Annotated in this window: 26 protein-coding genes; 4 read left to right on the top strand and 22 right to left on the bottom strand. The window is 68.9% G+C overall.

Going from position 1 to position 26,148, the window contains the following annotated elements; genetic code table 11:
• Window positions 1-51: 51 nt before the first annotated feature.
• The 7 genes from ACFMRZ_RS32275 to ACFMRZ_RS32245 all read right to left on the bottom strand — a co-directional run bounded on the left by ACFMRZ_RS32275 (window position 52) and on the right by ACFMRZ_RS32245 (window position 9,555).
• On the bottom strand, window positions 52-1,443 hold the full coding sequence (locus ACFMRZ_RS32275; protein WP_400182008.1) for a hypothetical protein: 1,392 nt from the start codon (window positions 1,441-1,443) through the stop codon (window positions 52-54).
• Between the two features lie 733 nt (window positions 1,444-2,176).
• Window positions 2,177-4,207: a winged helix-turn-helix domain-containing protein gene (locus ACFMRZ_RS32270; RefSeq protein ID WP_400182006.1), complete on the bottom strand. Its 2,031-nt coding sequence runs from the start codon at window positions 4,205-4,207 to the stop codon at window positions 2,177-2,179.
• A gap of 70 nt (window positions 4,208-4,277) precedes the next feature.
• A complete protein-coding gene (locus tag ACFMRZ_RS32265) occupies window positions 4,278-5,015 on the bottom strand; it encodes a hypothetical protein (protein WP_400182005.1) in 738 nt (245 codons plus the stop codon).
• A 105-nt stretch (window positions 5,016-5,120) separates the two neighbouring features.
• Window positions 5,121-6,266 carry a lipase family protein gene (locus ACFMRZ_RS32260; RefSeq protein WP_400182003.1) on the bottom strand — a complete coding sequence of 382 codons (1,146 nt, stop codon included), beginning with the start codon at window positions 6,264-6,266 and terminating at the stop codon, window positions 5,121-5,123.
• Window positions 6,267-6,368: 102 nt separating this feature from the next.
• Complete coding sequence (locus ACFMRZ_RS32255) at window positions 6,369-7,556, bottom strand: lipase family protein (RefSeq protein WP_400182002.1); 1,188 nt, start codon at window positions 7,554-7,556, stop codon at window positions 6,369-6,371.
• Window positions 7,553-8,794: a cutinase family protein gene (locus ACFMRZ_RS32250; protein WP_400182001.1), complete on the bottom strand. Its 1,242-nt coding sequence runs from the start codon at window positions 8,792-8,794 to the stop codon at window positions 7,553-7,555. Before ACFMRZ_RS32250 ends, ACFMRZ_RS32255 begins: the two co-directional genes overlap by 4 nt.
• Entirely contained in the window at window positions 8,791-9,555 is a 765-nt protein-coding gene (locus ACFMRZ_RS32245; RefSeq protein ID WP_400182000.1) for a hypothetical protein, read from the bottom strand. Before ACFMRZ_RS32245 ends, ACFMRZ_RS32250 begins: the two co-directional genes overlap by 4 nt.
• Window positions 9,556-10,343: 788 nt before the next feature.
• Here ACFMRZ_RS32245 and ACFMRZ_RS32240 point away from each other — a divergent pair.
• On the top strand, window positions 10,344-11,204 hold the full coding sequence (locus ACFMRZ_RS32240; protein WP_400181999.1) for a helix-turn-helix domain-containing protein: 861 nt from the start codon (window positions 10,344-10,346) through the stop codon (window positions 11,202-11,204).
• 88 nt (window positions 11,205-11,292) lie between these two features.
• On the opposite strand, the gene ACFMRZ_RS32235 is transcribed toward ACFMRZ_RS32240, so the two are convergent.
• The 14 genes from ACFMRZ_RS32235 to ACFMRZ_RS32170 all read right to left on the bottom strand — a co-directional run bounded on the left by ACFMRZ_RS32235 (window position 11,293) and on the right by ACFMRZ_RS32170 (window position 21,191).
• Window positions 11,293-11,823: a class IV adenylate cyclase gene (locus ACFMRZ_RS32235; RefSeq protein ID WP_400181998.1), complete on the bottom strand. Its 531-nt coding sequence runs from the start codon at window positions 11,821-11,823 to the stop codon at window positions 11,293-11,295.
• A gap of 39 nt (window positions 11,824-11,862) precedes the next feature.
• Window positions 11,863-12,837 (bottom strand): radical SAM protein, encoded by a 975-nt coding sequence (locus ACFMRZ_RS32230; protein WP_400181997.1) that lies wholly within the window; start codon window positions 12,835-12,837, stop codon window positions 11,863-11,865.
• 70 nt (window positions 12,838-12,907) lie between these two features.
• Window positions 12,908-13,147, bottom strand: a complete 240-nt coding sequence (locus ACFMRZ_RS32225) for a hypothetical protein (RefSeq protein ID WP_400181996.1) — start codon at window positions 13,145-13,147, stop codon at window positions 12,908-12,910.
• A gap of 190 nt (window positions 13,148-13,337) precedes the next feature.
• Window positions 13,338-13,778: an HIT family protein gene (locus ACFMRZ_RS32220; protein ID WP_400181995.1), complete on the bottom strand. Its 441-nt coding sequence runs from the start codon at window positions 13,776-13,778 to the stop codon at window positions 13,338-13,340.
• Window positions 13,775-14,053, bottom strand: coding sequence for a hypothetical protein (locus ACFMRZ_RS32215; RefSeq protein ID WP_400181994.1), 279 nt, complete (start codon window positions 14,051-14,053; stop codon window positions 13,775-13,777). Before ACFMRZ_RS32215 ends, ACFMRZ_RS32220 begins: the two co-directional genes overlap by 4 nt.
• A gap of 12 nt (window positions 14,054-14,065) precedes the next feature.
• The gene (locus tag ACFMRZ_RS32210; RefSeq protein ID WP_400181993.1) at window positions 14,066-14,311 is read right to left on the bottom strand and encodes a hypothetical protein; all 246 of its coding nucleotides are present in this window, start codon (window positions 14,309-14,311) and stop codon (window positions 14,066-14,068) included.
• 233 nt (window positions 14,312-14,544) lie between these two features.
• On the bottom strand, window positions 14,545-15,501 hold the full coding sequence (locus tag ACFMRZ_RS32205; protein ID WP_400181992.1) for a nucleoside hydrolase: 957 nt from the start codon (window positions 15,499-15,501) through the stop codon (window positions 14,545-14,547).
• Window positions 15,498-15,758 carry a hypothetical protein gene (locus ACFMRZ_RS32200; protein WP_400181991.1) on the bottom strand — a complete coding sequence of 87 codons (261 nt, stop codon included), beginning with the start codon at window positions 15,756-15,758 and terminating at the stop codon, window positions 15,498-15,500. The genes ACFMRZ_RS32205 and ACFMRZ_RS32200 overlap by 4 nt, the downstream gene beginning before the upstream one ends.
• Window positions 15,759-15,801: 43 nt before the next feature.
• The gene (locus tag ACFMRZ_RS32195) at window positions 15,802-16,308 is read right to left on the bottom strand and encodes a hypothetical protein (protein WP_400181990.1); all 507 of its coding nucleotides are present in this window, start codon (window positions 16,306-16,308) and stop codon (window positions 15,802-15,804) included.
• Complete coding sequence (locus ACFMRZ_RS32190) at window positions 16,305-17,543, bottom strand: cytochrome P450 (RefSeq protein ID WP_400181988.1); 1,239 nt, start codon at window positions 17,541-17,543, stop codon at window positions 16,305-16,307. Before ACFMRZ_RS32190 ends, ACFMRZ_RS32195 begins: the two co-directional genes overlap by 4 nt.
• A gap of 24 nt (window positions 17,544-17,567) precedes the next feature.
• Window positions 17,568-18,794: a cytochrome P450 gene (locus tag ACFMRZ_RS32185; protein ID WP_400181986.1), complete on the bottom strand. Its 1,227-nt coding sequence runs from the start codon at window positions 18,792-18,794 to the stop codon at window positions 17,568-17,570.
• A 534-nt stretch (window positions 18,795-19,328) separates the two neighbouring features.
• Window positions 19,329-20,135 carry an SAM-dependent methyltransferase gene (locus tag ACFMRZ_RS32180; RefSeq protein WP_400181985.1) on the bottom strand — a complete coding sequence of 269 codons (807 nt, stop codon included), beginning with the start codon at window positions 20,133-20,135 and terminating at the stop codon, window positions 19,329-19,331.
• A 190-nt stretch (window positions 20,136-20,325) separates the two neighbouring features.
• Entirely contained in the window at window positions 20,326-20,604 is a 279-nt protein-coding gene (locus ACFMRZ_RS32175) for a hypothetical protein (protein ID WP_400181984.1), read from the bottom strand.
• An 11-nt stretch (window positions 20,605-20,615) separates the two neighbouring features.
• Entirely contained in the window at window positions 20,616-21,191 is a 576-nt protein-coding gene (locus tag ACFMRZ_RS32170) for a hypothetical protein (protein ID WP_400181983.1), read from the bottom strand.
• A 610-nt stretch (window positions 21,192-21,801) separates the two neighbouring features.
• Between ACFMRZ_RS32170 and ACFMRZ_RS32165 the strand changes: the two genes are divergently transcribed.
• A complete protein-coding gene (locus ACFMRZ_RS32165; RefSeq protein ID WP_400181982.1) occupies window positions 21,802-22,815 on the top strand; it encodes a hypothetical protein in 1,014 nt (337 codons plus the stop codon).
• Window positions 22,816-22,826: 11 nt separating this feature from the next.
• On the opposite strand, the gene ACFMRZ_RS32160 is transcribed toward ACFMRZ_RS32165, so the two are convergent.
• Entirely contained in the window at window positions 22,827-23,864 is a 1,038-nt protein-coding gene (locus tag ACFMRZ_RS32160) for an NAD-dependent epimerase/dehydratase family protein (protein ID WP_400181980.1), read from the bottom strand.
• 197 nt (window positions 23,865-24,061) lie between these two features.
• Between ACFMRZ_RS32160 and istA the strand changes: the two genes are divergently transcribed.
• On the top strand, window positions 24,062-25,303 hold the full coding sequence (istA, locus tag ACFMRZ_RS32155; RefSeq protein WP_400178804.1) for an IS21 family transposase: 1,242 nt from the start codon (window positions 24,062-24,064) through the stop codon (window positions 25,301-25,303).
• Complete coding sequence (gene istB / locus ACFMRZ_RS32150; protein WP_400178805.1) at window positions 25,303-26,118, top strand: IS21-like element helper ATPase IstB; 816 nt, start codon at window positions 25,303-25,305, stop codon at window positions 26,116-26,118. Before istA ends, istB begins: the two co-directional genes overlap by 1 nt.
• Window positions 26,119-26,148 lie beyond the last annotated feature (30 nt).

The following is a 26,148-nucleotide window of genomic DNA, read 5'->3' as shown; positions in this document are numbered from 1 at the left end:
CCTGGCGGCGGCACCCGGTGGCGGCGGGCCGCTTTGACGCGGCGAGCGGCGTCAGGCGGCGCGGGCGTCGGTGGCGGCCGGGGCGGTCCGGGCGCGGCGGGCACGCGCGGGCGTGGTGGCCGAGGCCGGGCTGGTCTCGGTCGTGTGGTCAGCATCCGAGGTCCGTTGGGCCGCAGCAGATTTCGTGGCCTTGCGGGCGGTGCTCGCCTTGGCTGGGGTGTCCGGCGTGGCGGTGGCGGTGGCCTTGCCCTTGCCCGTAGTGGCCCGGTTGCGCTTGGCCGCAGTGGATTTGGAGGACTTGCGGGCGGTGCCGGACTTGGCCGGGGCGGTGTCCGTGGCGGTTGTGCGGGCCGCGCGGCGCGTGGTCTGTGCGGGCGCGTCCTCGGCCGGTGCGGAGACTGGTGCGGCGGTCGCCGAGCCCTGTCCGGTGGTGGCCTTGCCCTTGCCTGTGGCGGCCGGGTTACGCTTGCCCGCAGCGGCTTTCGTTGTCTTGCGGACGGTGCCGGACTTGGCCGGGGCGGCGTCAGTGGCGGGCGTGGTGGCGTCGGCGGGCGCGGTGGCCTTGCGGGCGCGGCGCTTGGGTGCGGCGACCTTGGCCGGGGCCTTGGTCGGGTCGGTGGCAGCGGGCGCGGCCGGGGCGCGCTTGGTGGCGGGTTTCGTGGCCTTGCGCGCGGTGCTCGGCGTGGCCGGGGCGGGGTCGGCGGCGGGCGGGGCGGGGGTGTCGGTGGCGGGCGTGGTGTCGGCCGCTGCGGCGGCGGGTTCGGGCGTGGCGGGTTCGGGTGTCGCGGCGGCCGGTGCGGGATCGGCCGCATTCGCGGGGGCGGCCGGGGGCGGGGTGCTGGGTGCGGGTGTGACGGGTGGGCGGTGGCTGGTGGTCACGGGCCGGGCGGGCGTGGCCGCGACGACGGCGCGGGCGCGCTGGGGGCGCGGCGCGGTGGTGTGGCGGGGACGCCGGGCCGTGCCGGGCGTGAGGATGGCGAGGGCGCGGCGGCCGATCGCGGTAGCGACAGCGGCGACGGCGATCAGCAGCGCGACGGCGGCGCGGCCGAATGCGGCGGCGGCGCGGCACAGGGCGGCGGTGGCCTCGGCCGGGCCGGGGGCGGGCGCGGCCGGGGCGGTGACGGTCAGGGTGCGGGGGCGCGGCTGCGGGGTGCGGGGGCGCGCGGGTGCCGGGTAGGTCGGGGGCGTGGCGGCGGCCTTGGTGGCGGGGGTGGCGCGGTAGCGGCGCGGGCTGTGCTGGGTTTGTTCGGCGTGGCCGGTGGTGGTCAGCCGTTCCAGGGCGTTGCCGATCGCACCGGCCGACCGGCCGAGAACGGTCGCGATCTGGCGGGGGCCGAATTCGGTGCCGGGGTGTTCGGCCAGCACGTGCGCGACCATGGCGCGCAATTCGCCGTTGCCGAGGCGGGCGGGGGCGGTGGCCGTCCCGTAGGTGTATGCGGTCATTTCGGTAACTCCTGTCGGAAATTGGTTGCGTCGCACGATCGGCGGAATGCCGAATTCGTTGCGGCACCCCGGGGTTTTCGAATTCATCATTTCCCCGTTCGGTACCGGTCGAAGCTAGCTCGCCACGTCACGCGAATTCAACCCAGATCAGCGAAAAGACCCGGGAAATACGGCAGAAATGCCAAAATTACGGCAATTTTTCGGACACGGCAAGCGCGGCGAAACGTCCCATTTCCGGGGAAATGAATTGCATTTCGACACAGGGCGGCGACACAGCACGACAGTGTGCTCGCGCGGAGAGCGACCGACCGAGGAACCCGGGACCACCGCCAGTCGAGCTGCCGGGGCGTGGGAGTCCGGTGGGGCCGGGCCGCACCCCGCCCCCGACGTGAGTATTTGTGTTGGTTTCCATACAGCCTGGGCGAGGACAGAGGCTGCCACAGGCCGCTGACCTGCCGAGACAGTCCAGAGGGGGTGGGCCGTTCTCAAGCGGCCCCCGTATCGGCCCACCTAACGGCCCCCGTATCGGCCCCCGTATCGGCATCACCTGGACGAGGACGGTCTCGCCTCGTCGGAGCGAGGACCACCGCGCGGTCTGTGAGCACGCGTTCGACATCGAATCCACCTTTCCGCGGCCGAGTCCGGAATATCGTCGAAAGGTCCGGAGGCGGCTTTATTCATTCGAATTCTCGGGTCGTGCGCCGCCGCACATATTCTGAACCAAGTCTTTTTGTCAGCCTGAGTCCAGGTAGGTATCGCGGTGTCGGGGTTCATGGTCGCGGAGGGCCTTGGCGATGTCGAGTGTGTGTTGTGTCGGGATATCTCCGATGGATTCGAGGCAGCGTTTGAGTAACTCGACGGTCGGTTTGATGACGGTGCGTTCGCCGAGGCGGGCGTGCAGGCGGAGAATGTCTTGGTAGATCGGCTCGTTGGTCGGGTCGATGATCATGGCTGTTTCGAGCAGTGCGAGGGTTTGATCGGGGTCGGTGCCGATCAGCATCGAGCAGAGTTTCCCGAGCGCTTTGAGGCGATCGCGGCGGGCGTGTTCGCGGATCGGGGCGATCCAGTCCGCGGTGAGTTCCTCGCCCAGGATGCCGTCGGCCGCGCCCAGGATCGCGCGGCAGGCCCGCTCCTGCTCGGTTCGCCCGGTGGCGGCGCGCAGCGCCTTCACGGCGGTGTCGAACGCGATGTAGTCCACGTCCCAGGTGCCGGGGGCGAGCCGGTAGCGGGAGGTGTCGCTGGCGATGAATTCGGTGTCGGTGTCGGCAACGGCGGTGCTGATGGCTTTGCGCAGCCGGGACACGACGGTGTTGAGGGTGTTGGCGGGGCGGCGTGAGGTGTGCTCGGGCCACAGTGCGTCGATCACCGCGTCGCGGGTGGCCCCGGCCGGGTGCACCGCGAGCAGGGTCAGCAGTTCCCGCTCCCGGGGCCGCAAGGACCGGGTGATCTCCACCGGGCCGGACAGGTCGCGGGGGTGCCATAGGACTTTCAGGGGTCCGAACACCTCGACCGACAGCACCGGCGCGGGTGGCCTCGGCGCAGTCGCCTGCGGCTCGGGCGTGCCTGTGGCGGCGCCGGGGACCGGGGCCTCGGGCTCGGCTCTGGGCGTGCCCGGCGCGGTCGCGGTCGCCTCCGTGCCTGCGGTGGGTGGCGGGCCGGCGAGTGCGCGGTCTCCTTCGGCTGTGCGGGCCGCGGCGTGCGGTGTCCTCGGCCGCGGCGGTGCAGGCTTTCCGGGAGCGGCCTCGGGTGCGGCGCGGGTGCCGTTGCTCGCGTGGCCGGTGCCGTGGAGGGAACTGTGCGGTGGTGTCCGGGAGGGCGTCGGGCGGGGCGGGGCCTGTGGGTCCGGGTTGGGGCGTGGGGTGAGGCTGGCGGGGAGGTCGATGCGGTAGACCCTGGGCCGGGCGGCGTGGTAGCCGGGCAGACGGGCACGACGCCGCGCGCCCGGACGGGCGTGCTGGCGGCCTGTGGTGGCTGCTGGGGGTTCGGGGGAGGGTGGGCGGAGGTGGGATTCGACGGCGGCGGCGACGGTGCGGGCGGCGGGCAGGAGCCGGTTGCGGCGGATCCGGAGCGTGCGGTGAACGATCGCCGTGGCCGATGCCGGGTGGTACGGCAGGCGGGCCATCACGGGCAGTGCCAGGGCGGTCTCGTAGTCGCTGCCGGGGCGGGAGTCGATGAGCAGGATTCCGCGCAAGGGGCCGGGGCTGGTGAGGGCGAGGAGCCGACGCCGGGCCTCGTGCGGGTCGTGCAGGCCGGGGTGGACGACGAGCAGACGCGCGTCCGCGCGGGCGAGAATCGAGGCAGTCACCGACCCGGGGTCAGGAGCCCCGCAGTCGGCGATCACCGTGACACCGCTGCCTTTCCAGCTCGGGACGTCGGCGGTGGGCTGGTCGCGGGAGGTGCCGGTGAGCATCGCGGTGGTCCAGGCCGCGCGGGGGCCCGGGTCGTGCCCGGGTGTCGAGGCGAGGTAGGCGACGCCGCCGGGCAGGTGTTGCAGGTGTTCGGTCAGCGCCGACGCGGCGCGATCGCCCGCAGCGGCGGCGCGGGCCATGCTCGCCAGGCCCCGGTGCGGGTTGGCTCCCGTCGCCTCGGCGAGGTGCCCGCCCGCTGGGTTCGCCTCGACAACGACGGCGGGTTCGGGTCCGGGCCAGGCCCGCGCGAGCGCGACTGCGGTGGTGGTGACTCCCGATCCGGGCGCGGCACCGGCCACCGCGATCAGCAGTCCACGGCCACCGGTGCGGGCGGAATACGCTGCGGCCGAGGACATCACACCGGCACGGGACAGGCCGGGCCCGATGGGAGGGCGGCAGACGGCATGGTGGCGAAGAGCGCCGGCGTCATGATTGCGCCTGGAAGTTGATGATCAGCAGGCCCCCGCCCGGAGTCGGGCGGGTGTTGACCACCTGGAGGTAATCCATGCGTTGCCCGTCCGGGTGCATTTCGACGATATGGACGTTCGCGGTGTTCGCGCCGATCGGGGTGATCGCGACACAGTGCGTGGTGCCCGCCGGGACCGAGGCGATCCCGTCGGCCAAGGCTTGCACGGTGATCCCGGCCTCGGGAGCCACGACCCGCAGCGCCTCCTCGGCGGACCGCCCGATGTAGTAGGCGGCTTCGAAGGCGGCGATCACGCCCGCGACCGTGGTCGTGTCGCCGCTGCGATCGGTGACCACCGGCCCGGACAAGCCCGCGCACGCACCGCCCGCCGCCGTGGTCGTGGTGGCCGCCGGGACCGCCAGCGACGCGCCTGTCGCGGTGGCCGGGCCGGGCTGGTGGGTGGGGCGCGTGACGGCGAGCACCCCGATGGTCACCGCGACCAAGGCGGCAAGGGCCGCCCAGCCACGCACCGGCAGACCGCGCCCTCCTCCTCGCCGCGCACGGGGCAAAGGTTCTTGCTGGCGGTCCGGTTCGGTCAGCCGATACCAGTCCGTCTCGGCAGCTGCTGGCGGCACTGGATCGCCGGTGGGTGTCGGGGCGGCGTCGAGGTCGAGTTCGTGGTCGTCGCCGAGTCCGGACTCCGGGGGGATGAGCGGCGGGCCCCACTCTCGGCCGGGACCGTTGTCGTTGCGGGCCAACCTGTTTCACCTCCGAATCGGCAGCAGGGATCGAGCGTCGCCGGACCTGCCCGCACCCGTCCGCAGAGGGTGGGACGGGACGCGGCAGGTCACGCGGCGATACGGTCAGGCAGGTGCGGCGCGGCCAGGATCGGCGGGGCCGAGGGTGGCTGGTTCGGCGAGGTCCTCGCCGAGGCGGGCGAAGCTTTCCCCGATCGCGTCGACCGCCGTGCCGGTGTGATCGGTCGGGTACTCGCGCCAGCTCACCTGGGCGCCGCGCTGGCGGTAGGCGATCATCGTGCGCCGCCCGGCCTCCACCGGAACGACCTGGTCGTTGCTGCCGTGATAGAGGTGCATCGGTACCGTCGGCGCGATGTGGGCGAGGGTCTCCATGGCCAGCACGTCTCGCCAGCGTGGCTCGTTCCAGGGATCCGGGCGGTGACACCAGTGCGCCAGCGGCTCGCGATACCAGTCCATCAACTGCTCACCGGTAAGGGTGTCGGCCTGCTCGGCCAACGCTTGCCCCTCCTCGTTCAGCACATCCCGCAGCCGCAGATCCGGATACGCCTGCGCCAAACCGATCACCCCGGCCACGCCGAGCACCGCATACGCCCCCGTACTCACCGTGGACGCCACCGCAGCGAGGTCCGAAACGACCGCGCCCGCGCAGACCCCGCGCAGATCAAGCTCCGGCGCGTACCGCGGAGCCAGCTCGCCTGCTGCGGCGACCGCCCGGCCGCCGTCGGCGTACCCCCACGCCACTACCGGCATCCATGGCGGCTCGCGGTCGTCGGTGTCGAGGTCGGGGACGAGCTGGGCGGCGCGGGCGAGGTCGAGGACGTGCTGCCCGCCGGCACGAGCGGCGAGGAAGGTGTGCGGTCCCAGCCCGGTCACGCCGAGGCCCTCGCCGTCGGGCACCGCCACCACCCACCCGCGCGCCAGCGCCTCGGCGAGCACAACGACATCGGGGTCGTCGGGGTTGGCCCCGACGACCAGCGACCGCGACGGCGCGCACGGCCCACCCAGCCCGCGAAACGGCGGGTAGTACACCAGCAACGCCTCCACCGCGAGGCGCGCGTCGCTCGTGGTGTCGGGCAGGATCACGATCCCCGAAGCAGGGATCAGCTCACCGCGGGAGTTGGTGGACACGTACAGGATCTGCCAGGCCGCCGAGGCGTCCGGCAACGGGGGGACGAACGCCGGGCGCATCCGTACCAGACCACCTGGGCGGCGGGCCTTTTCGAGGATCGGCGCTGTGTAGAAGTCGGTCATGATGCCTCCAAAAGTCGTGGGATTGCTGGTGTCGCAAGATGTTTGGTTGCAGGTGGCACCTGTCCTGCCCGGTGGAGGGGGCACCGGGCAGGACAGGGCATCTCAGGCAGGTCTGGGGTGCGCCCGCTCGCCGGGCTCAGGCTCGAGGGCCGAGTCGGTGAGGTGTCCGGCGAGGACATCCAGGACGTCGCCGATCGCGGTGCGGGCGGTGCGGAGGTGGTCGGTGTCGTACTCCCGCCACTGCATCGGCGCGCCCCGTGAGCGCAGGTCCCGGGCGTGGCGGCGGCCGAACTCGACCGGCACGATCTTGTCCGCGCGACCGTGGTACAGGTGCACCGGCACGGCCGGTGCCCCGCTGGCCTTGATCAGTTCGAGCGCGAACACGTGCCGCCACACCGGGTCGTCCCACGGGTCCGGCCGCGTGCACCACGCCGCGAGCGAGTACTGGAACTGCGCACACAGCTGCTTGCGACTCGAGGCTTCCGCATCAGCCAGCAGCAGCCGCGCGGTCTCGGTGAACACGCGCTGCAACGGCAGGTGCCGGTGCGCGCGAGACAGGCCGAGCAGGGCTGCGAGCCCCAGTGCCGACCAGCGGCTCGCGTCGATGTGCCGCAGCATGGGGCCAGGCTCGGTCACCACGGCCCCGGCCGCGATCGCGCGCAGGTCCAGCTCGGGCGCGTAGCGGGGTTGCAGCCCCCCGGCGCAGACTGCGGCGCGGCCTCCGTCGCCGTAGCCCCACAGCAGGATCGGTGCGCCGACGGCGTTCACGGCGGGGATGCGGGCAGCGGCACGGGCCAGATCGAGGATGATCTGCCCGGCCGCGCGTCCGGCCAGGAAGGTGTGCGGGCCGTGGCCGAGGACCCCGAGCCCTTCGCCGTCGGCGACCGCGACCACCCAGCCGCGTGCCAGAGCCGCGCTGATCTGCTCGGCCTCGGGTTCGGTGCCCTCGGCGAGCAACTGCGACGGCGCGCACGGCCCGCCGAGACCGTGGAAGCTCGGGTAATACACCAGCATCGGGCCCGCGGCGAGATCCCTGGCGCCGTCGGGAGTGATCACGGTGCCCGACACCGGGATCGCCTTGCCCTGGGAATCGCGCGACACGAACAGGATCTGCCAGGCCGGTCCCGCACAGGCCAGGTCCGGGGTCGCTGTGGGGCGCAGGCGCAGGATCTCCCCGAGCCGATGCTTTCTCGTCAATGTGGGCGGGGTGTAGAACCCGACGTCGACGTCGGTCATCGCAGCGCCGATGGTGGTGCCGGAAGTCGTTGCGCCGGTGGATTTCTTCGTCATCGCGGTCCTCCGCTGAGGTCATGGGCCAGCGCGACGAGCCAGGCGATGCCGGAGGCGAGCTGGCCGGTGGCGGCGTAGCCCTGATGGAAGACCGCCGTGGCGGCCATGCGCGCCCACACCGCCGGATCGGCCAGGTCGGCGTTGTCGGCGGCCAGCTGGCCCCACGCTGCGGACAGCTGGCCCGCCAGCTTCACCACCTCGCCCGGGTGCGCAGTGACGGTGGCGGTGATCTGGTTCCAGCGGTCCGCGGCCTCCTCGGCCTGCTCCGGGCCGGGGGCGGGCACGCGGGGATCGGCGGCCTCGATCAGCCGCTGCGCCAACGGCGCTTGCGGGGTGTAGTCGACGGTGGCCGGGCCGACCTGGATGTCGTCGAGCACGAGCGTGGTCCAGGCCGAACCCAACGCCGCCGACAGGGCCTGCTGCAGGCTGGTGAGGGCGGCGAGCGGGTTCGACAGGTCGGCTCGCGCCGCGAGCAGCGCCCCGACCCGAAGCAGCGCCGCGTGCTCGGGGGCCGAGCACGCCAGGTCCCCGTCGACGCAGATGTCGGCCACCCTTCCTGTGAGCGCCCCGTACTCGGCGCCGTCGTCGGCGATCCCGCCACCGGACGCGGGCGCGGAAGGGATCTGCACCATGGCGACCGCGCTGCCACTGCTGCCTGGGGCCGGATCCGGTGTCTGCTGGCCGGGCCGTCCCGGAAACGCCTGGGTGCCCGCGCGGCGTTCGGGGTTGGCATACAACGCGAGCGCGGCGACCCGGTCAGCGGGAACCGGGCCGTTCCCGGCACCGACAGCCCGCGCAACTTGCGAAACGACCTGCGCGCCTTGGGAATACCCGACCATCGCCAGCATCGTTGCCGGGCAGCGGTCCACGACTTGCTCGGCAGTGCCGGCAAGTTCAGCGACCGCTTCGGCCACCGAGGCGGCGTAGGACTCGGGCCCGCCACCCGCCCCGGGGAGGCCACCGAAACCGGCCTGGTACGGGATGTAGGTGTGCTGCACCACTGCCGGGGCCGCCGCGGTCACCGGGCCCAGCAGTGCACCGAGGACACCGGTGTCGTCGGTGCGGCTCGCCGCCGGGGACGACTGCCCGGTGCCCTGCACCGCGAGCACCCACAGCACCGGACATCCCGCATCGGCCGGAGGCGGCGCGGCTGCGCCCGGACCGGACACGACCACACCGACCACCAGACCCGTCAGCAACCCGGCGGCGGCACGGGTACGCAACCGGCGCGCGCTCATCGCTGATCCACCCCCACCGCCGCACCGAACCCGGCACCCACCGTGCCACCGGCCACGGCCCCGGCCACCGCCGCAGGCAACCCGGCGATCAGCGCACCCGCCGCCGCTCCCGCCGCCGCGCCCAGCGCCGTCCCGGCCACACCCGAGGTGACCGTGCCGATCACCGGCACCGCGACCACCGTGCCCACTGCGGCACCGGCGATCCCGCCAACTGTGCCCCCGACCAGACCACCCACCACCGCCCCCGCCGCTGCGGCCGGAGCGGCAGAGACCGTGCCACCGATCGCACCGCCGATCCCGGCCCCGGCCGCCGTGGCTCCGGCGACCCGGTCCGAGCGGCCCGCCGAGATCCCGACCGAGTCCAGCGCGGTCGCGACCTGGGCCTCGGCCGTGGCGGCGGTGCCGTTGATCGCGTCGCGGACCTCGCCGGGCAGCCACGGCGGAGTCGGCACCGCGAACTGCCCCACCCGAATCTCGTCAAGGGGCGCGGAGATCGGCGCGACCGGCTCCACCGGCACCGGCAGATGCAGCTCCTCCACCCGCACCGGCGGCACCGGATCCTGCGACGGCGCGGGCCGCGGCGCAGGCCCATTACGCACCGCGGTCGGTTGCTCGACATACGCCTCCGGGGCCGGAGGCGGCGGGGGCGGCGGCAGCGGGGCGGGGGTGCCCGGCTGCAACAGTGGCGTCACACCGGGCTGGGTGGCAATCGGACCGGAATCGGCCGCGAACGCGGCACCGGAGACTGCCAGGACAATCATTACCGGCACCGCCCCCGCGACCATCACACGCGCCCACAAGATCCGTTTCCGGCTGAGGAGGAGACGGGCGGATGCAGGGTTTTCGGGCACGCCATCAGCAGGAACTGTACGCCTCGGGTTCGGTGGGTTGATTTCTTTTTTCGGCATGACAAATAAGCCCTTCCGGGATGGTGCCAGGAGTGGAGGAAGGCGTGGTCATTCCACGCCGGGGAGGTGCTCCTGGCTGCCGGAATACGCAGCCAGGAGCACCTGAGAGGGGGTTGGGACGCTACAAGGGCGGCAGGAGTGGAGCGATCAACGCTATCGCGTTGTTCGCCAGCGCGACCACATTGGCCGCGATCGATGTCCCGATGTTGATCAGCGACAGAATGGTGAAGGGATCCACGAGGTTTCTTTCCTTTCGTGAGTGATGGACCACCTCCATCCAACACACGAAAGTCGCTGCCGCGCTAGGTCTTCGAGGGATGTAGATAACACCCCTCGAAGGGATGTAGATAACATCCCTCCGGCACCAGAATTGCCGCGATGTTCTCCCGCCAGAAGAGGATGTCAGCAGCATCCCTGCAATTGCCTCGCCGTCGAGCAAACGGTCCGCGCGGCGGACGTCACACCCTGCCGCGACGCTCCCGAAATAGCTACCAATCCGCTAATAAAATTTTCAACCAGAAAATGATTGCTTTGCTGATCTAGGTTTGATAGTCATGAAGTGGTCTCGGGGGACCAACCTTTCATCCTATCTGCCCGGCGATCCTGGGCGGAAGACTCAATTTGTAGGGGGTTTGACCACAGTGAACAACACTTCCGATCGGTCCGGTGCCCCGGACGAGCGTCACGAGCGCGACGGGGCACACCCTGAGACCGACGCCGTGATCAGCCTGGGTAGCTGGATGCGCACCGTCCGCGAACACTACGGCCTCACCCGGCCCGAGGCCGAGGACAAAACGGGTATCAGCGGTTCCTACATCAAGGACATCGAGAACGACCGCACCATCCCCCGCCTGGAGATGGTGCAGAGCCTCATCAAGGGATACCGGCTCGACGCCGCTCAGGCCCGGCTGACCTGGGACCTGTTCCTGCCACCCGTGCGCTTGCCGTCGGTCGCCGAACTCCGCGACCGGATCACCACTTTCGACCGCCTCCACATGCTCCACCAGCTCAGCGACCAAGACATGGCCCTGGTCTTCCTCGACCCGGCCTGGAACATCCTCGTCGCCACCCACACCTTCTACGACATGCTGCCCGACACCGGCCTGCACCCCGACAGCAACGTCGCGCTGTGGTCGCTGCCTCCCGCTCCCGCGCCCTCGCCGGCCGCACCGCTACTCGCCGAGCCCGTCGTCGAGGGACGATGGCTCGTCGGCATGCTCCGCGGCACGATCGCCCGCTACCGCACCAGCCCTGAGGTGATCCGCCTCTACCACCAGCTCTCACTCAACCCGCTGTTCACCCACCACATGAACACCAGCATCGACGTCGCTTACGGCCGTGACGAACAGCGCCCCCTCCGCCTGCGCTGCCCCACCGGGCGCGAACCGTTCGCATTCACCCTGCAAACCACCGCCATCAGCGACATCCCCGAAATCCGCGGCTTCCTCGCCTGGCGCACCCAAGATCCCTACCTCGACCCGCCCGACCTGACCATGTTTTAGCACCGACCACATCGCGGTGCCGCCGCCACCGATCCTTCATCGTGGCGACGGCACCGCGCCCCGCACCTGTCCTACCGGGGGCGTGTGGTCAGAAGCGGAGTTCGGGGATGGTGTTGAGGTCGATGCCGTGGCGGGCGTAGATCTTGATGGTGTTCTCGCCGGTGAGGTCGGCTTCGGTGTATCCGAGGAGTTCGGCGGCGTGGATGACGTCGGCCTTGGTGGCGGCTTCGATTTCCAGGTAGGGCGGGATGCGCGGCCAGGTGTCGAGTTCGAGTTGTGCACCGTCGAGGGTGAAGCTGACGCGCTGGGTTTCCTGGTAGGACTTGGCGGTGAAGCCGAGCATCTCGAGCAGGGTGTTGGTGGCTTCGAAGTCGTCCACGCCGACTTCTACTTCGTGAGTGCCGTCGATGGCGTCGCTGGTGATCTCTTTGACGGCGAGGGTGGTGCCGGTTCCGTTGTCGCGCAGTCTGATCCACTTGGATTCGTCGCCGGGTGTGATGTCGTAGACGTAGCGGCGCATGAAGCGTTCGCCGAACTTGTGCCCGCCTTTGTCCCGGATGCGGCGCTCGATAGCGGCGGGGTCGATACCGAGGATCTTGGCTTCGTGCTCGATGACCACGGGTGGCTCTCCTACTCGGGTAGACGTGTCGACGCGACGTTATCCTGCCCGCCGGGCGGCGAGCCGCCGATAGTCGGTGTCGCGCAGGGTGCGGATCTCGGCAGGCAGTGGGCTGGCAAGGAATTCGTGGAGGGGCAGGCACAGGTCCATGCGCTGGATGCACACGCCGACCTGGAATGTGCCGGTCCGGTCGTAGTAGAGGCGCACGCCGTAGAAGCCTTCTTCACAGTCGGTGCCGTTGTTGAACCGGCACCCGGCGCACGTCGCCGGAAGCCGGACCGGGCGAATCTGTTTGACGTACACGCGGCGCTGGTCGGGGAGCCGGTAGGCGGTGCGTGCGCCGGAAACGCCCGCGGTCACGTAGTGCGCCTCGGCGACGGCCCCGCGGTCGGTGAGGATGCGTTCGATCGCGTCGATGGAGACGGCGCCCCGGTCGAGCGAGTTGAGCAGCCGCACCGACAGGTGCGGTAAGTACTCGTCCAGGAGCCGATGCACTCGGGCAGCGTGGGTGTGGTCGGGGACCACGATGTTGGCGCTGGCGTTGACGCCGTGGGTTACGCACGCGGCGATCGACCGGTGGAGTGCATCTATTTTGCGTTGTGCGAGAACAGGATTGCGGTAGCGGGCGTGCTGGACCTCGGCGAGTTCGGCGGCGGTGGTGCCGAAGATCGAGAAGTTCACCCGAGCCAGTCCGGCCGCCGCGCAGCCGGGGATCACCCGGTCGCCGCGTTCGCCGTTGGAGGTCATGGCGACCCGGTAACCGGCGTCGACGGCGATCTTCGTCAGCCCGGCGACGGCGGGATGCAGAGTCGGCTCGCCGCCGGTCAGATGCACCTCGGTCAGAGCCAAAGCATCGCCCAGCAGTCGCAGCACATCAGCGAATGCGTCATCGTCGGGAACCGCAGCGGGCAGGAATGTCGCACCGTTGGTGGCGGTGTAGATCGACGCGCGCCCACTGGCCCCTGTCGCGAGGAAATCTTCGGGCAGCCGTTGCCGGTTCGGTGTAACTCGCATACGGACCCCCGCACACCGCTCGGTCGCAGACCGGCGTGGCCGCCGCGACTCGTGACGGGCCCGGGGCCGATCACCGTGTTTCCTCGGCGATCGCTGCGGTGCGTTCGTCGCGGATCTTCCTGCGTAGGAGCACGCAGACGCCGATGAGGACGAATCCGACGAGTTGCAACGGCAGCCACAGCAGCCACGGGGCGGTGTAGGCGACGCGCACGACGTTCGACAGCGCGATCAAGCCCACCCCGACGGTCACGGCCAGCACCATGAGCATCCGCCACAGTGTCAGGCGCATAATCACGATGCTGTCATTCATTCGTACTCCTGGATTGTTCTGTGAGACTGGTTGTTTCGTCCCTCGAAGGGCTGGACTGCGGTTCGCCGGACAGGCGCGGGCAGCAGGAGCCTTCGAGGTGGTCGTTGCGCAGTTGCGCGTAGTCCGCGGCCCGCGGCGAGGGCCCTGCGGCCGGCACAGGTCGTGAGCATGAGAAGTCCTGCGAGGTTGTCTAGTGCCAGGTGTCGGGATCGCAGCCGGGGAAGATGCGGCGAATCCCGCCGCGTGGGTCGGGGACGTCGCCGTGCCACCGGGGGATGAGGTGCAGGTGCAGGTGATCGATGCTACGGCCTGCTGCGCGGCCGTCGTTGACGCCGACGGTGTAGCCGTGCGGACGCCACCGTCGCTCGACAACGCCGCGCATGACCTGCGCCAGCTGGTAGAGGTCGCTCGCTTCCTGGCGGTGCAAGTCGAAGAACGACTGCACGTGCCGGAACGGCACGATCTCGAGATGTCCTGGGGCAGCGGGAAAGTTGTCCCACCGCGCGTACACGCTGGCCCAGCTACCGGCGATCGTGTTCCGGCTCGGATCCGACGGGCAGCAGTACAAGCATCCGCCGACCCCGGCCGCGGTGTCCGCGCTCGCCAACGCGTCCCGTGCTGTGGATGTCATGGGCGCACTTCGGCTTTCGATGTCGTGTCTTCGGCCTCGCGTGCATCGAGCCCGCTCACCGTGATCGCCCAGTAGATCTCTCGTTGGGTGGTGCCCCCGCGTTTACCGGTGTCACGCAGGAGTCCTTTGTTCGCGAGCCGACGCATGACGACTCGCGCGGTGTCGTAGCCGATTCCGATCTTGGCGGCGACTTCCCGGCACGTCCGCATTTCCTCGTCACCGAGACAGTGCAGGATCTTCTGCTGGTACGGTCCGGAACCCACTGGTGGCGGCATGGACAGCTCCCTTCACGTGTGTCGCTGGTTGTTCGTTTCGACGGTGTGCCGGACGGCGGCCCAGAGGTTGCGGTGCTCCGGCCAGCGCCGCTGGGCGTCGGCGAGCGGGATCGACGGCACGCCGACGTTGATGGCCACGCCGCCTCGGACTTGCAGGGAGTGCACGTGGATGCCGCCGTGTGCGTCGCCGCGCCACACGACCCGTGTGCTGTCGATTTCGGCGGTCCGGTTCCCGAACCTGGTTCGTGGCGTTGTCACGAGTTCGCCTTTCGGGCAGAGGCCAGCCCGGTATCTCGTCCACCAAGACCACTGGCGGTGGGATACGGCCGTCGGGGATCTCCTGCCAGATCACGTCGGGGCGCATTCGGTGATGGCGCTCGATCTCCCGGATAGATGCGAAACAGGTTGTCGGCGCACGCTCGAACGGCCCTGGTCCCAGCGCACGCCAGTACCCGTCGTGGCGGAGACACGGCAGGGTGCGGGCGTATCGGTCACCGGCCACCGCCCTCGGCAGTGCGGCTGGCGGTGGTGGGGCTCACGGATTGGGCGCAGTGCGGCGGTGGTTGGGCCGGGCCGGGTTCGAATTGGTCGATTCCGGTGGCGATCATGGCGATCAGCCAGTCCGTGAAACCGGCGTAGTCGGCACCGGTCGCGACGCGCACAAGACGGCCCCGGCGATCTCTGTACATGCGTGCGTCGGGGGCAATGCGCACCCGGACCTCGTCGAACGAGACGAACCCGCACCCCAGCGCCGCCGACAGGGTCAGTGGGTCGTGCATCTTGCTGCTAGCCCGGCCACGGGCGAACCATCGCTCGAGGCTGATCGAGATCCAGCGCGCCCATTCCGGGACGTCCGGACGCGAGACCAGCCGGAACAATTCGGAGTCTCGGGTGACCGCGATCTCGTCGGAGTCGGTCCAGTCCGACAGCACCAGGCACGGCGCGAATGCCGCACGGATCGCCAGTCCGGCCGCTGCTGGATCCAGCCGAGCGTTGTGCGAGGCCAGGCTCGGATTCCTGTACTGGTCGAGCCAGAATCCTTGCTGGAACACCGTCAGTTGTTCGGCGCGGTGCGGTTCGGCAGAGAGCACGGTGGCGAGGTTGGACATCGGGCCTTGTCCGACCCACAGTGCCGGTCCGGACTCGCATGCTCGGGCGACCGCGCCGATCACGTCGGCCGGTTGCTGCGGCACATCGGCGATGTAGTCGTCGGCGAGGAATCTGCGGGTGTCGCCGAGGTCGTGGCCGGTGACGACTCGAATGTCGGTGCGGCCCAGCGAATCGGCGAAGCGTCGCAGCCCGCGCGCCCGGCGCCCGCCGGTCTCGTCCGACGAGATCAGAGTCACGTCCTCGAGCAGCATGGCCGCGACAGCGATCGACACGAGATCATCGCAATCCCAGAACGGATCGGTGCAGATGACTGCCGGTCGTGAACTGTTGCGTGTCACCGGTTCTCACCGGTCTCGGTAGCGCGGTCGGTGGTGGCATCGGCAGGGGTGATTGCCCATTTCCGGGCCTTGTGGCCGCCGCGTTCGCTGCTCTCGGCGACCAACTTGTGCCCGTCCAAAGCGCGCATGGTGTTCATGACCACCACTGTGCGCAGGCCGGTCGCGGCGGCGACTTCGGCGCTGGTGCGGGGTGTGCCGTCACGCAGGCACTCCAGGATTTTCCGCTGATTCTTGCCGTACCCGTGTCGGTAGCTCATGGTTCGTTTCCTTCTGGCTCAAAGGTGTTGCGGTACTTGCGAATCACGTAGTGGAACGGCGCTTTCCGCTTCTCTTCCGTTCCGCCACGCGCATGGTGACCACTCCAGACAGCGCGCGGTGTGCGCGGCCGGTCGGCTCGAATGCGGGAACCGACCGCACATGGAATGCGGCAGACAGAGATCGAATCGTCTCGGTGATCTCGCTGCCGCTGCCGATCATCGCGGCCAACTCCTCGACGGTGCGGGCACCGTCGACGGTATCGAGTGCCGACAGCACCGACCGTTGCGGCTCGGCGGACCGTCGCCGGATGTCCTGATCGCCGAGCGCGGCCCGGCCGGTGCGGCTGAGAATCCACGCAGGCTGCTCCCGCGCGTACCCGTTGTCGGTGAGCCGGTGCACCACCGCCCGGATACCGCCCGCGGAACGCCCGATCGTCTCGGCCAGCTCCTCGATGCTGCGCGGACCCGCCGCCGCGCACAACGCCCGCAACAGCCGGTACTCGAGTTCGGGCAACTCCGGAATCCCGGCCTGTGAGGTGTACACGCTCACCCGCCGCTGCCCGCCAAGTGGACCGGCAGTGCGCGATGGCCGTTGACCACAAGGCTCGGAATCGGTTGCAGCGGGCCGTGTTCCGTCGCGAGCCGCATGGCCGGGAACCGGCCGAACAAGGCAGGCAGGGCGATGCGGGCTTCGAGACGGGCCAGGGGCGCACCGAGGCAGAAGTGCGGGCCGTGCCCGAACGCCAAGTGGTCGTGGACTTCCCGGCGGGGATCGAACCGGTCCGGGTGATGGTGGACCGCGCGGTCTCGACCGGCGCCAGCGAGGGAGGCCAGGATGACCTCGCCCGCGGCGATCCTGGTGCCGTCACCGAGGACGATGTCGTCGATGGCGAACCGGAACGGCATGTGCACGATCGGCGGCTCGAGGCGCAAGGTCTCCTCGATGACCGCCGACCATTCCGTGCGCTCGGCCAGCACATCAGTGTGCAAGCCGGGGGTGGTGAGGACGGCGGTGATGGCGTGGTCGAGTAGGTGGGCGGTGGTTTCGTGTCCGGCGGTGATGATCAGCATGAGCGTGTCGGCGAGTTCGCGTTCCGACAGTCGCTCGCCGTCGGCGTCGTGGGTGGCCAGTAGCGCGGTGGTGAGGTCGTCGCCGGGGTGGGCGCGTTTGTCGGCGATGAGGTCGGCCAGCACCCGGTACAGGCGTGCGAGGTTGTCCTCGGCCCGCGCCGGAGTCAGGGTGCTGTCGAGGATCGCGGTCGTGCACGCACACAACTCGGCGGCCGGGCCGGGCGGCACCCCCATCAAAGCGCAGATCGCCCGGATCGGTACCTCGTCGGCGAAACCCGCACGCAGATCGACGGTTTCACCGCCGGGGACCTCGGCGATCCGGTCCAGCAGTTCGGCGGTGATCGCTTCGATGCGGGGCTCCAGGGCGTGGAGGCGGCGGTAGCTGAAGGCCGGGGCGACGAGTCGGCGCAGGCGCGTGTGGTCGACGCCGGTGGCGGTGAGCATGCTGCGGACCGCCACCCACGGCCACATCACCCACCTCGGGGAGACCTCCCCTGCGATGAATGCCGGCCAGTGCCGGTAGGCGTCCTTCGATACCCGTGGATCGGTCATCAGCTGCTTGAGCAGCGTGGTGTCGGTGACCGCCCACGCGAGCACCCCGCCGGGCAACTCGACAGGAGCCATCGGGCCCGTCGCTCGCAGGGCCGCCAGCTCGGCAGGCCAGTCGGCACCGGTCAGCACCAGCGGTATCCGCTCGTGGGAGTGTGTGGTCATGTTGTCCTCCAGCAGGTTTCGGGGCTACCGGGCGATCTGGGGTGGCATGGCGAGATTCATGGGCGCGCTCGGCGGGAACCGGACCCACAGGGCGGCCAGGGCGCGGTGGAACGGGCCGGGCCGCCACACCGGCGGGCGCTCCGGCACGGGCTGGATCTCGAGAGCGTCGAACAGCTGGCCGAGGGCACGGTGGATAGCGATCCGCGCGATGGTCTGCGCGGGGGCCGGGCATTGGTGGTCCCCGCCGCCCCAGGACAGGTGGGACCGGTTGCCCCACCGGTCGCCTGCGGTGACGGCCGGGTCGTTGTTGCAGGCCGCCATGCTGATCACGACCGGCTGATGCGCGGGCAGCCACACCCCCTCGATCAGGATCGGGTGGCGCGGGTACTTCATGCAGAAGTTCGGCAGCGGCGTGTCTTCGAACAACACCGTGTCGATCGCATCACCCAACTCCAACGCGCCGCCGAGGACCCCGCCCGCGAACCGGTCATCGACCAGGACCAGCCGCACGGCGTTGGTGATCAGGTTGGCCATGGGCTCGGTGCCGGGACCGAGCAGCAGCGCGGTCTGCGCCACCACCTCCTCATCCGTGAGCCCGGCCGGGTGGGTGATCAGCCGCGACATCATGTCCTCACCGAGGGTGGCGCGTTTGCTGCGGACGACCTCGTACAGGCCCGCGGCGAACCGCTCCCCCGCGCCGTGGACGCCGTCGAGGATCGCCGCCATCTCCGCCCACGCTTTCCGGGCCGCCACGTCCGGAAGACCCAGCAGCTCGCACATCACACCGAACGACAGCGGCAGCGCGTACCCGCCGACCAGCTCCGCCTCACCCGCCCCGCAGAACCGGTTGATCAACTCCTCCGCCGCACGGTCCACCGCCTTCTCCACCGCGAACCGGTCCACCGAATCCAACGCCGCCACAACGGATGTGCGATACCGGCGATGCTCCTCACCCGCATTCCGCAAGGCGTTGTCGCGGTGCTCCAGCAACGGTTTCACCGGACACCCCTCGGGGACACCGCGCTGCCACACCCGGGGGTCGGCCGGGAAATGCTCGTCGTCGGCGAGGATCTGGACCGCGTGCCGGTACCCGATCACCAGCGTCGCGGGCACCCCCGGCGCCAGCCATACCGGCACCAGTGGCCCGTGACGCTCGCGCATCGCGCGATACGCCTCGTGTGGATCGGCCGCGAACTTCGGTGTATTCAGGTCCCACCGAGGTTCGGAGGCCATGCTCAACGGTGACGTCACGACGCCCTCCGAACCCGGTGCGCGCGAGAGGCTTTCGCGTACTGGCGAGAAGTGGGCGTGTGTGTCTGACACGCCGTGCCGTCTCCTGCTGCGCCGAAGCCGACACGTACCACGGTCGAAGGCGCGACCGAGCCACCTGCACCGGTCGGCGGCGTCGGGACGGGATCCACGCGCCACACGGTCGGGCGCGTTTCAGCGCTGTTCCCACTCAATGGGTTCACTACTTCCTCGATCTCGTTATCAGGCAACACAATTCGCGTACGCGGAAGGGTTATCGGTCGTCGTTCATTTCACGGAGGGCATCGGCGACCAAGCGGAGGCGGGCCGGACTGGGTCGATCCACCACTGCACCGACAACCCGCCACGAACACCGTGGTGAGAGCGATCGCCACCGGTCGCGGTACCGCGATCCACAGAACGGCCAGCAGAGAGACGCCAGCAGCGCCCACGGCACAGCCCTGAGCAGGCGGCCATCGCTCGGGAAACTCATCGTCTGGTCCGTTCGTGTCGTGAGGCTTCTCTGGCCTCGTGCCCTCAGGCTTTCTTCGCGACCGCGGCGTAGAGCCCGACCTGCGCATCCAGACGCGCGAGGCCCCCGTCACCGTCGCCGAGGTCGACCGGGTCGGGCCGCCACCGATGCGGCGGCACCAAACCCGGATCCGAAATCTCGAGTCCGGCGAAGAAGCCGCCGATCTCCTCGCGGGTGCGGAACTGGCACGGGATCTCGCCGTCGCGGTAGATGTTCTGGATCTTGTCGAAGGTCTCGGAGTCGAAATCCGTTGTGGCATGGCTGATCACGAGAAAACTCCCGGAAGGGACGGACTCTAGGAGAGCCGCGACGACGTTGTAGGGGTGCCGGTCGTCGGGCACGAAGTGCAGGACCGCGTTCAGGCTCACCGCCACCGGCTGATCCAGCCGCAGTGTGTGCCTCACCTCGGGCGCGGACAGGATCTGCTCGGGCCCGGTGAGGTCGGCATGGAGATAGGCGGTGCAGCCCTCGGGCGTGCTGGTCATCAGCGCGCGAGCGTGAGCGAGCACGATCGGGTCGTTGTCCACATACACCACCCGCGCCTGCGGCTCGACCTCCTGAGCGATCTGGTGCACGTTCGGCGCGGTCGGGATACCGGTCCCGATATCGAGAAACTGGCGGATACCTTCGTGGGCAACGTATTTCGTGGCCCGGTGCATGAACGCGCGATTGATACGCGCGGCCTGGCGCACGGACGGAAAGACCTTCTCTACCTGTTCGGCCTGCTGGCGGTCCGGTTCGTAGTTGTCTTTGCCGCCGAGGAAGTAGTCGTACATGCGGGCAGGGTGGGGAAGGTGCAGGTTGAGGTCCACGTCGCGGGTTCCTCCCTTTCTCGGGACACACGGTGGTCAGGGGTTGGTGGCACAGCAGCGGCCGAACCGGTCAGATCGCCGAGGCGGCGACAGCGCGCGGCGATGCGGGCGAGCACAATCCGCTCCACGCCATTGGGTTGGAATCACCAGGCGCGCGTGTCGCAGCGGATCGGCCGCACGGCAGCCTCGTTCATGGGGTCCGTCGCACGGACCGGCCGTAGATCCCCGGGCCGACCACCGCCGCCCAGTAGTCGTGGCGCACCGCATCCCACAACCGGGCCCACTTCGGCCACCGGTCTCGCGCTTCCACCAGATCCGGGTAGGGGCCGTGGTCCAACGACACCACCGGCAAGTTCTCCGACGTGTCGTACACGCCGTTGATCTGGATGTCGTGCCTGATGAGCGTCCAACTCGCTTCGAGCCCGTCACATTCGGTGACGTGCTGGTGCGTCGCGCCGTCGATCACCACCGGCCCCCGGGCTATCGGTGCGCCGCGCCGCGCATGTCGTCGATAAGACCGTCCAGGTCCTGCAGCATTGTCCGCGTTTCTTCCGACATGTCTGGCGGATCATCGGCTATCGGCTCCCACGCAATTCCGCGTGCCTCAGCGCGGGTTTTCGGAGTCGTGGTCGCGAGCTCGAGCTTCTCCGCGTTCACCAGGCACCGGATCGCGGCAGCCTTCCGCGGGCACTCCACCCCACGACACTCGAGATGGAGCCGGAAAAGCCGGTGCGCCTCGGCCGGCGCCAGCTCCCAGTCCGGAAGCCCATGCGCCTCCGGGTCGACCATCGGCGGAATCGACCGCGACCACGTCTCCCCCGGACAGACCGTCTCCAGATCGAACCGCTCACAAACCCGCGCCGGGCTGTACGCAACAGCCTCCAGGTCGTACACGACGATCGCAGCAGCATGAACACCTGCGGCGATCGTGATCGCATAACCGACCGGATCGGTGTGCCCCTCCGGCGGCCTCACGGTGTAGACGTAGTGGTAGCCGAGTTGCTGGGCGTGCCGCTGAATCTCGTTCCGACGGCGCGGAGCGTCCAGCAGGGACATGTCGAACCCCAGCGCCTTCGGCCGCTGATCGTGGACGACGGCTGAACAGCCCTCCCGATGTCTAGTCATGGTCATGTCAGACCCTCCGGAAATTGTTGTGCTGATGAGGTTTTCAAGACGCCGAACGGGTGACGACCGAGTCGACCGGTTGGGAGATTCGAATAACGGAATTCAGTTGCAATCGACCCGGGTGCCGTTCCACCTTCGCCTGATGCCGTGGCCCACCGATGGCCCACAATTGGTTCATTTCAACCCGAATCTGGCCCATTTCGCCCCGGCCCTCCCGCCACAGGTTGCAATGGACATATGTTGATCGTGGGTGGAGGTGGGCGACATGGATAGGCAACCGCGAACCCGCTTGGAACAACTCGTAATACAACGACGGCTCGGTATAGCCGACTTTCTCCGCGAGTTCGCCCGATACGCCGAAGACATCGGGGAGGACGTCGACGTCTCGAGGTCCGCTGCGAAACGCTGGTTGCAGGGCGACGGCGGTACCCCTCGAACATCATCACGACGCGTCCTCGAGGCATGGTTCGGTGAACCCATCGCTGATCTGTTCGGGCCACCCCTGTCACAGTCTCGACATGTCACTGAACAGGAGTTCGCGGTGAACGCAGCACACGAGTCGGTGAGCCACGCAATTGATGCGGCTACGGCGCTGGACCCATCAGCTCTGGAACATCTTCAAGCGGCGGCAGGGAATGCGGCGCGGGCCTACTACGTCACACCGCCACTGGAGATGCTGACTGATCTGGTCGCGTTGCGCGACACTATTTACGTCCAACTCGACCGCACCCATAAACCGCTTCAACAGGCAGAGTTGTATCTGCTGGCGGGCCAGGTGTGCGGACTTCTGTCGTCGGTGTCGTGGGATCTCGGTCTTCTCGCTCCGGCTGAAGAGCAAGCGCGCGCCGCGTACACCTATGGCAACGTGATCGATCATCCGTCGCTGCAAGCATGGGCTCGCGCACTACAGGTCACGGTAGCGTTCTGGTCCGGATTCCCGCGTCGCGCGGCCAAGATCGCCGCCGGGGCGCTCGAAATGGCCCCGACTGGCACCGCACGCGCACGACTGCACAGTGTCAACGCGCGGGCGCTCGCGTTGATCGGTGCGCGCGGTGAAGTTAGTGACGAATTGAATTCGGCCACAGCCGAACTCGACCGCGCGGGTAACGACCCCTTCCTGGACGAGATCGGTGGCGAGTTGGCGTTCGATCGGGCCCGGCGCGGACTGTGCGCGGGCGCGGCCTACGTCGCTCTCGGTGACGGCGACCAAGCCGAGTATGAAGCTGCTGCAGCGGTCGCGCTGTTCGCGGACATCCCGGCGGAACAACGGTGGGGAGCGGGCGAGCTTGGCGCTCACGTCGACCTAGCTGCGGCGCGTTGCCTCCGTGGCGACTTGGCGGGTGCGTCGGCTGCACTTCAACCGGTTTTCGACCTTCCGCCGACGCGCCGCACGGAAGCTATCGCGCAGCGTCTTCACCAGCTCGCGCGCGTCCTGAGTACCGCCCGGTACCGCGGTGCGAGCGAAGCGGTCGAACTCGGCGGGGCGATCGAGAACTTCACCGCGATCTCACTGTCACGGACGACAGCGATGCGAGCGCTGCCACCGTCGCAATAGGACGAACCGCGCTATTCCGCGCCGCAGTGATCGAGCTGCGCCGCATCCCAGAGCGCGAGTAGCGTTTGCTCGCGCGCATATGAGATTCCCAGTTCACTGGCGCGCTCGTGTTCGATGGCTGTGCCGCCGCTGGTGAGCCATGCCCAGGTGTCGGCCACGGTGTCCCGAATCGAGCGTGTGGCGAACCCAGCATCGCGGGCGTGACGTGAGTCCACTGCCCAGGCGCCCTTGTACGTGCGCCACAGCGGCAGCTCAGTCCATTGCCGAACGCCCTGACCCACGAGCCATTGCTCGTCAGTGATCCATTCGAATGTGGCGTCGCCTTCGGTGAAATCGCGGCATGCGGCGAGCAAGTGTTCCATCGTGTCGCGTCCGGACGCCGTAAGGTTGTAGACCCCGGCCAGGTTCGGTGTGAGTGCGAACGTAGCCACGTCTCGGACATCAACGGGTTGGATGGAGCGGTCTGGGCGGCCAGGAGCAAGTACGCGCCCGCCGCGCTGCATCCGCCGAAGCCACCATTCCAGCCGGCCGACGTACTCGCGCGGCCCCAGGATGACACCCGGACGGAGGATGCTGGTTCGTTCCGCTCCGAACGTCTCGGAGACTGCGCGTTCGCAACCGGCTTTACCGAAACCATAGGTCGACGGGCCAGGGTCACCGTCGTATCCGTAGTTCGGTCCGGCGTCAGCTGGGCATTCCAATACTTCCGATTGTTCGTTCAGCGGCTCGATCGGCCAACCCGCGTATACCGATACCGTCGACACCAGCACATAGCGGGAGGCTGCTGGTTCCAAGGTACGAGCCATCTGCAACGTCTCACGCGGCACGAAGCTAGAGGTGTCGACCACGAGATCCCAGGGGCCGGCATCGGCCAAGCGCTTCAGATCCTCGGAGTTGGTCCTGTCCCCACGAATCGTTGTCACGCCCTCGGCGTCGGTTCCGGTCCGGCCGCGCCGGAACGTCGTCACTTCCCAGCCCTGCGCGACCGCCTGCTCGGCGATCTCATGACCAAGAAACCAGGACCCGCCCAAGATGAGAACTCGCGTCACCCTGCCATTCTGGTCCAAGGGTCACGCTGCGGGTCAATAGTGATCCAGTCGTGCAAGGAGTGCGGCGAGCAGCGCAGTGCGTTCGGGCATCGCGTTCACTGTCGGCAGCACGTGAAAAATGACCACCGCGCGGCAACTCAAAATGGACCACCTGGTCGGTGACCCTGGCTCTATCCGAGCCAGGGAGGACCGAAGGGATGCTTGCTGTGGAGGATTGGGCCGAGATTCGTCGTTTGCGCCGGTCAGAAGGCATGCCGATCCAGGCGATCGCCCGGACGATGGGCGTGTCCCGCAACACCGTGAAGCGGGCCCTGGCCTCGGACAGGCCACCGAAATACGAGCGCCCGGAGAAGGGGTCGATCGTGGACGCTGTCGAGCCGCAGATCCGCGAGTTGCTGAAGACGTATCCGACGATGCCGTCGACGGTGATCGCCGAGCGGATCGGCTGGACCCGGTCGGTCCGGGTGCTCTCGGGCCGGGTCGCGGAGTTGCGGCCGGCGTATCTGCCGCCGGACCCGGCATCGCGAACGACGTATATGGCCGGAGAGATCGCGCAGTGCGATTTCTGGTTCCCGCCGATCGAGTTGCCGGTCGGGTTCGGCCAGGTCCGAGGCCCCAAACAGCTGCCTGTGCTGACGATGGTTTTGGGGTATTCGAGATGGCTGATGGCGATGCTGATCCCGTCGCGGCATGCCGAGGACCTGTTCGCAGGCTGGTGGGCCCATATTCACCGATTGGGTTCAGTGCCAAAGGTTTTGGTCTGGGACGGCGAAGGAGCGATCGGGCGCTGGCGTGGCGGCCGCAGCGAGCTGACCGCCGAATGCCAGGCATTCCGGGGAACCCTGGGCACGAAAGTGCTGGTCTGCAAGCCCGCTGATCCGGAAGCCAAGGGCATGATCGAACGAGCCCACGACTATCTCGAGCGTTCGTTCCTGCCGGGTCGATCATTCAGCGGCCCAACCGATTTCAATACTCAGCTCGAGGAGTGGCTGGAGTTGGTGAATCGCCGGACGCGGCGGGCATTGGGTTGCGCGCCGACCGATCGGGTCACCGCTGATCGTCACGCGATGCTGGCGTTGCCGCCGGTGGCGCCGGAGACCGGGTGGCGGCGCTCGGGCCGGCTGCCGCGTGATCACTACATTCGCCTGGACTCCAACGACTATTCGGTGCATCCGGCGGTGATCGGGCGCCGGATCGAGGTCCTCGCCGACCTGAACCGGGTCCGGGTGTTCTCCGGCGGCCGGATCGTGGCCGATCACGAACGGATCTGGGCCTGGCATCAAACCCTGTCCGCCCCGGACCATGTCGAAGCAGCGAAAGCGTTGCGGCGCGGCCGGATCGGTGTCCTGCGGCCAGCGCCTGAACCCGAGGTTGAGCAGCGTTGCCTGACCGATTACGACGCCGCGCTCGGCGTCGATATCGAAGGCGGGGTGGCCTGATGCCTCCACGGGCTCGAACTATCGCGAAAACATCTACCACGACAAGGGATTTCACGGCCGAGCTGACCTTCCTCACCCGGGCATTGAAGGCGCCGTCGCTGCGGGAAGCCGCGGAGCGGCTGCCCGAACGCGCTCGCGCCGAGAACTGGACTCACGAGGAATTCCTCGTCGCCTGCCTGCAACGCGAGGTCTCCGCTCGCGAGTCCCACGGCGGAGAGGGCCGCATCCGCTCCGCCCGATTCCCCTACCGGAAGTCATTGGAGGAGTTCGACTTCGGACACGCTCGCGGTCTCAAACGGGACGTGATCGCCCACCTGGGCACTCTCGATTTCGTCACCGCGAAGGAGAACGTGGTGTTCCTGGGCCCGCCCGGCACCGGCAAAACCCACCTGGCCATCGGATTGGCGATCCGAGCGTGTCAGGCCGGACACCGTGTCGCGTTCGCCACCGCCGCCGACTGGGTCGCCCGCCTTGCCGAAGCCCACCACGCGGGACGGTTGCAAGCCGAGCTGATCAAGCTCGGCCGCTACCCGCTTCTGGTCGTCGACGAGGTCGGCTACATCCCGTTCGAGAACGAGGCCGCCAACCTGTTCTTCCAGCTGGTCTCGTCCCGTTACGAACGCGCCTCGCTGATCGTGACCAGCAACAAGGTCTTCGGCCGCTGGGGAGAAGTCTTCGGCGACGACGTCGTCGCCGCCGCGATGATCGACCGCCTCGTCCACCACGCCGAGGTCATCGCATTGAAAGGCGACAGCTACCGGCTCAAGGACCGCGACCTCGGCCGCGTCCCCACCGCCGGCACAACTGAAGACTGAACCATCAACCAAGCGACCAGATGATCCAAA

Source organism: Nocardia sp. N2S4-5 (assembly GCF_044628355.1).
GTDB lineage: Bacteria > Actinomycetota > Actinomycetes > Mycobacteriales > Mycobacteriaceae > Nocardia > Nocardia wallacei_B.
The sequence above is the reverse complement of the archived record's forward strand: the minus strand, read 5'-3'. Positions and strand labels throughout refer to the sequence as shown.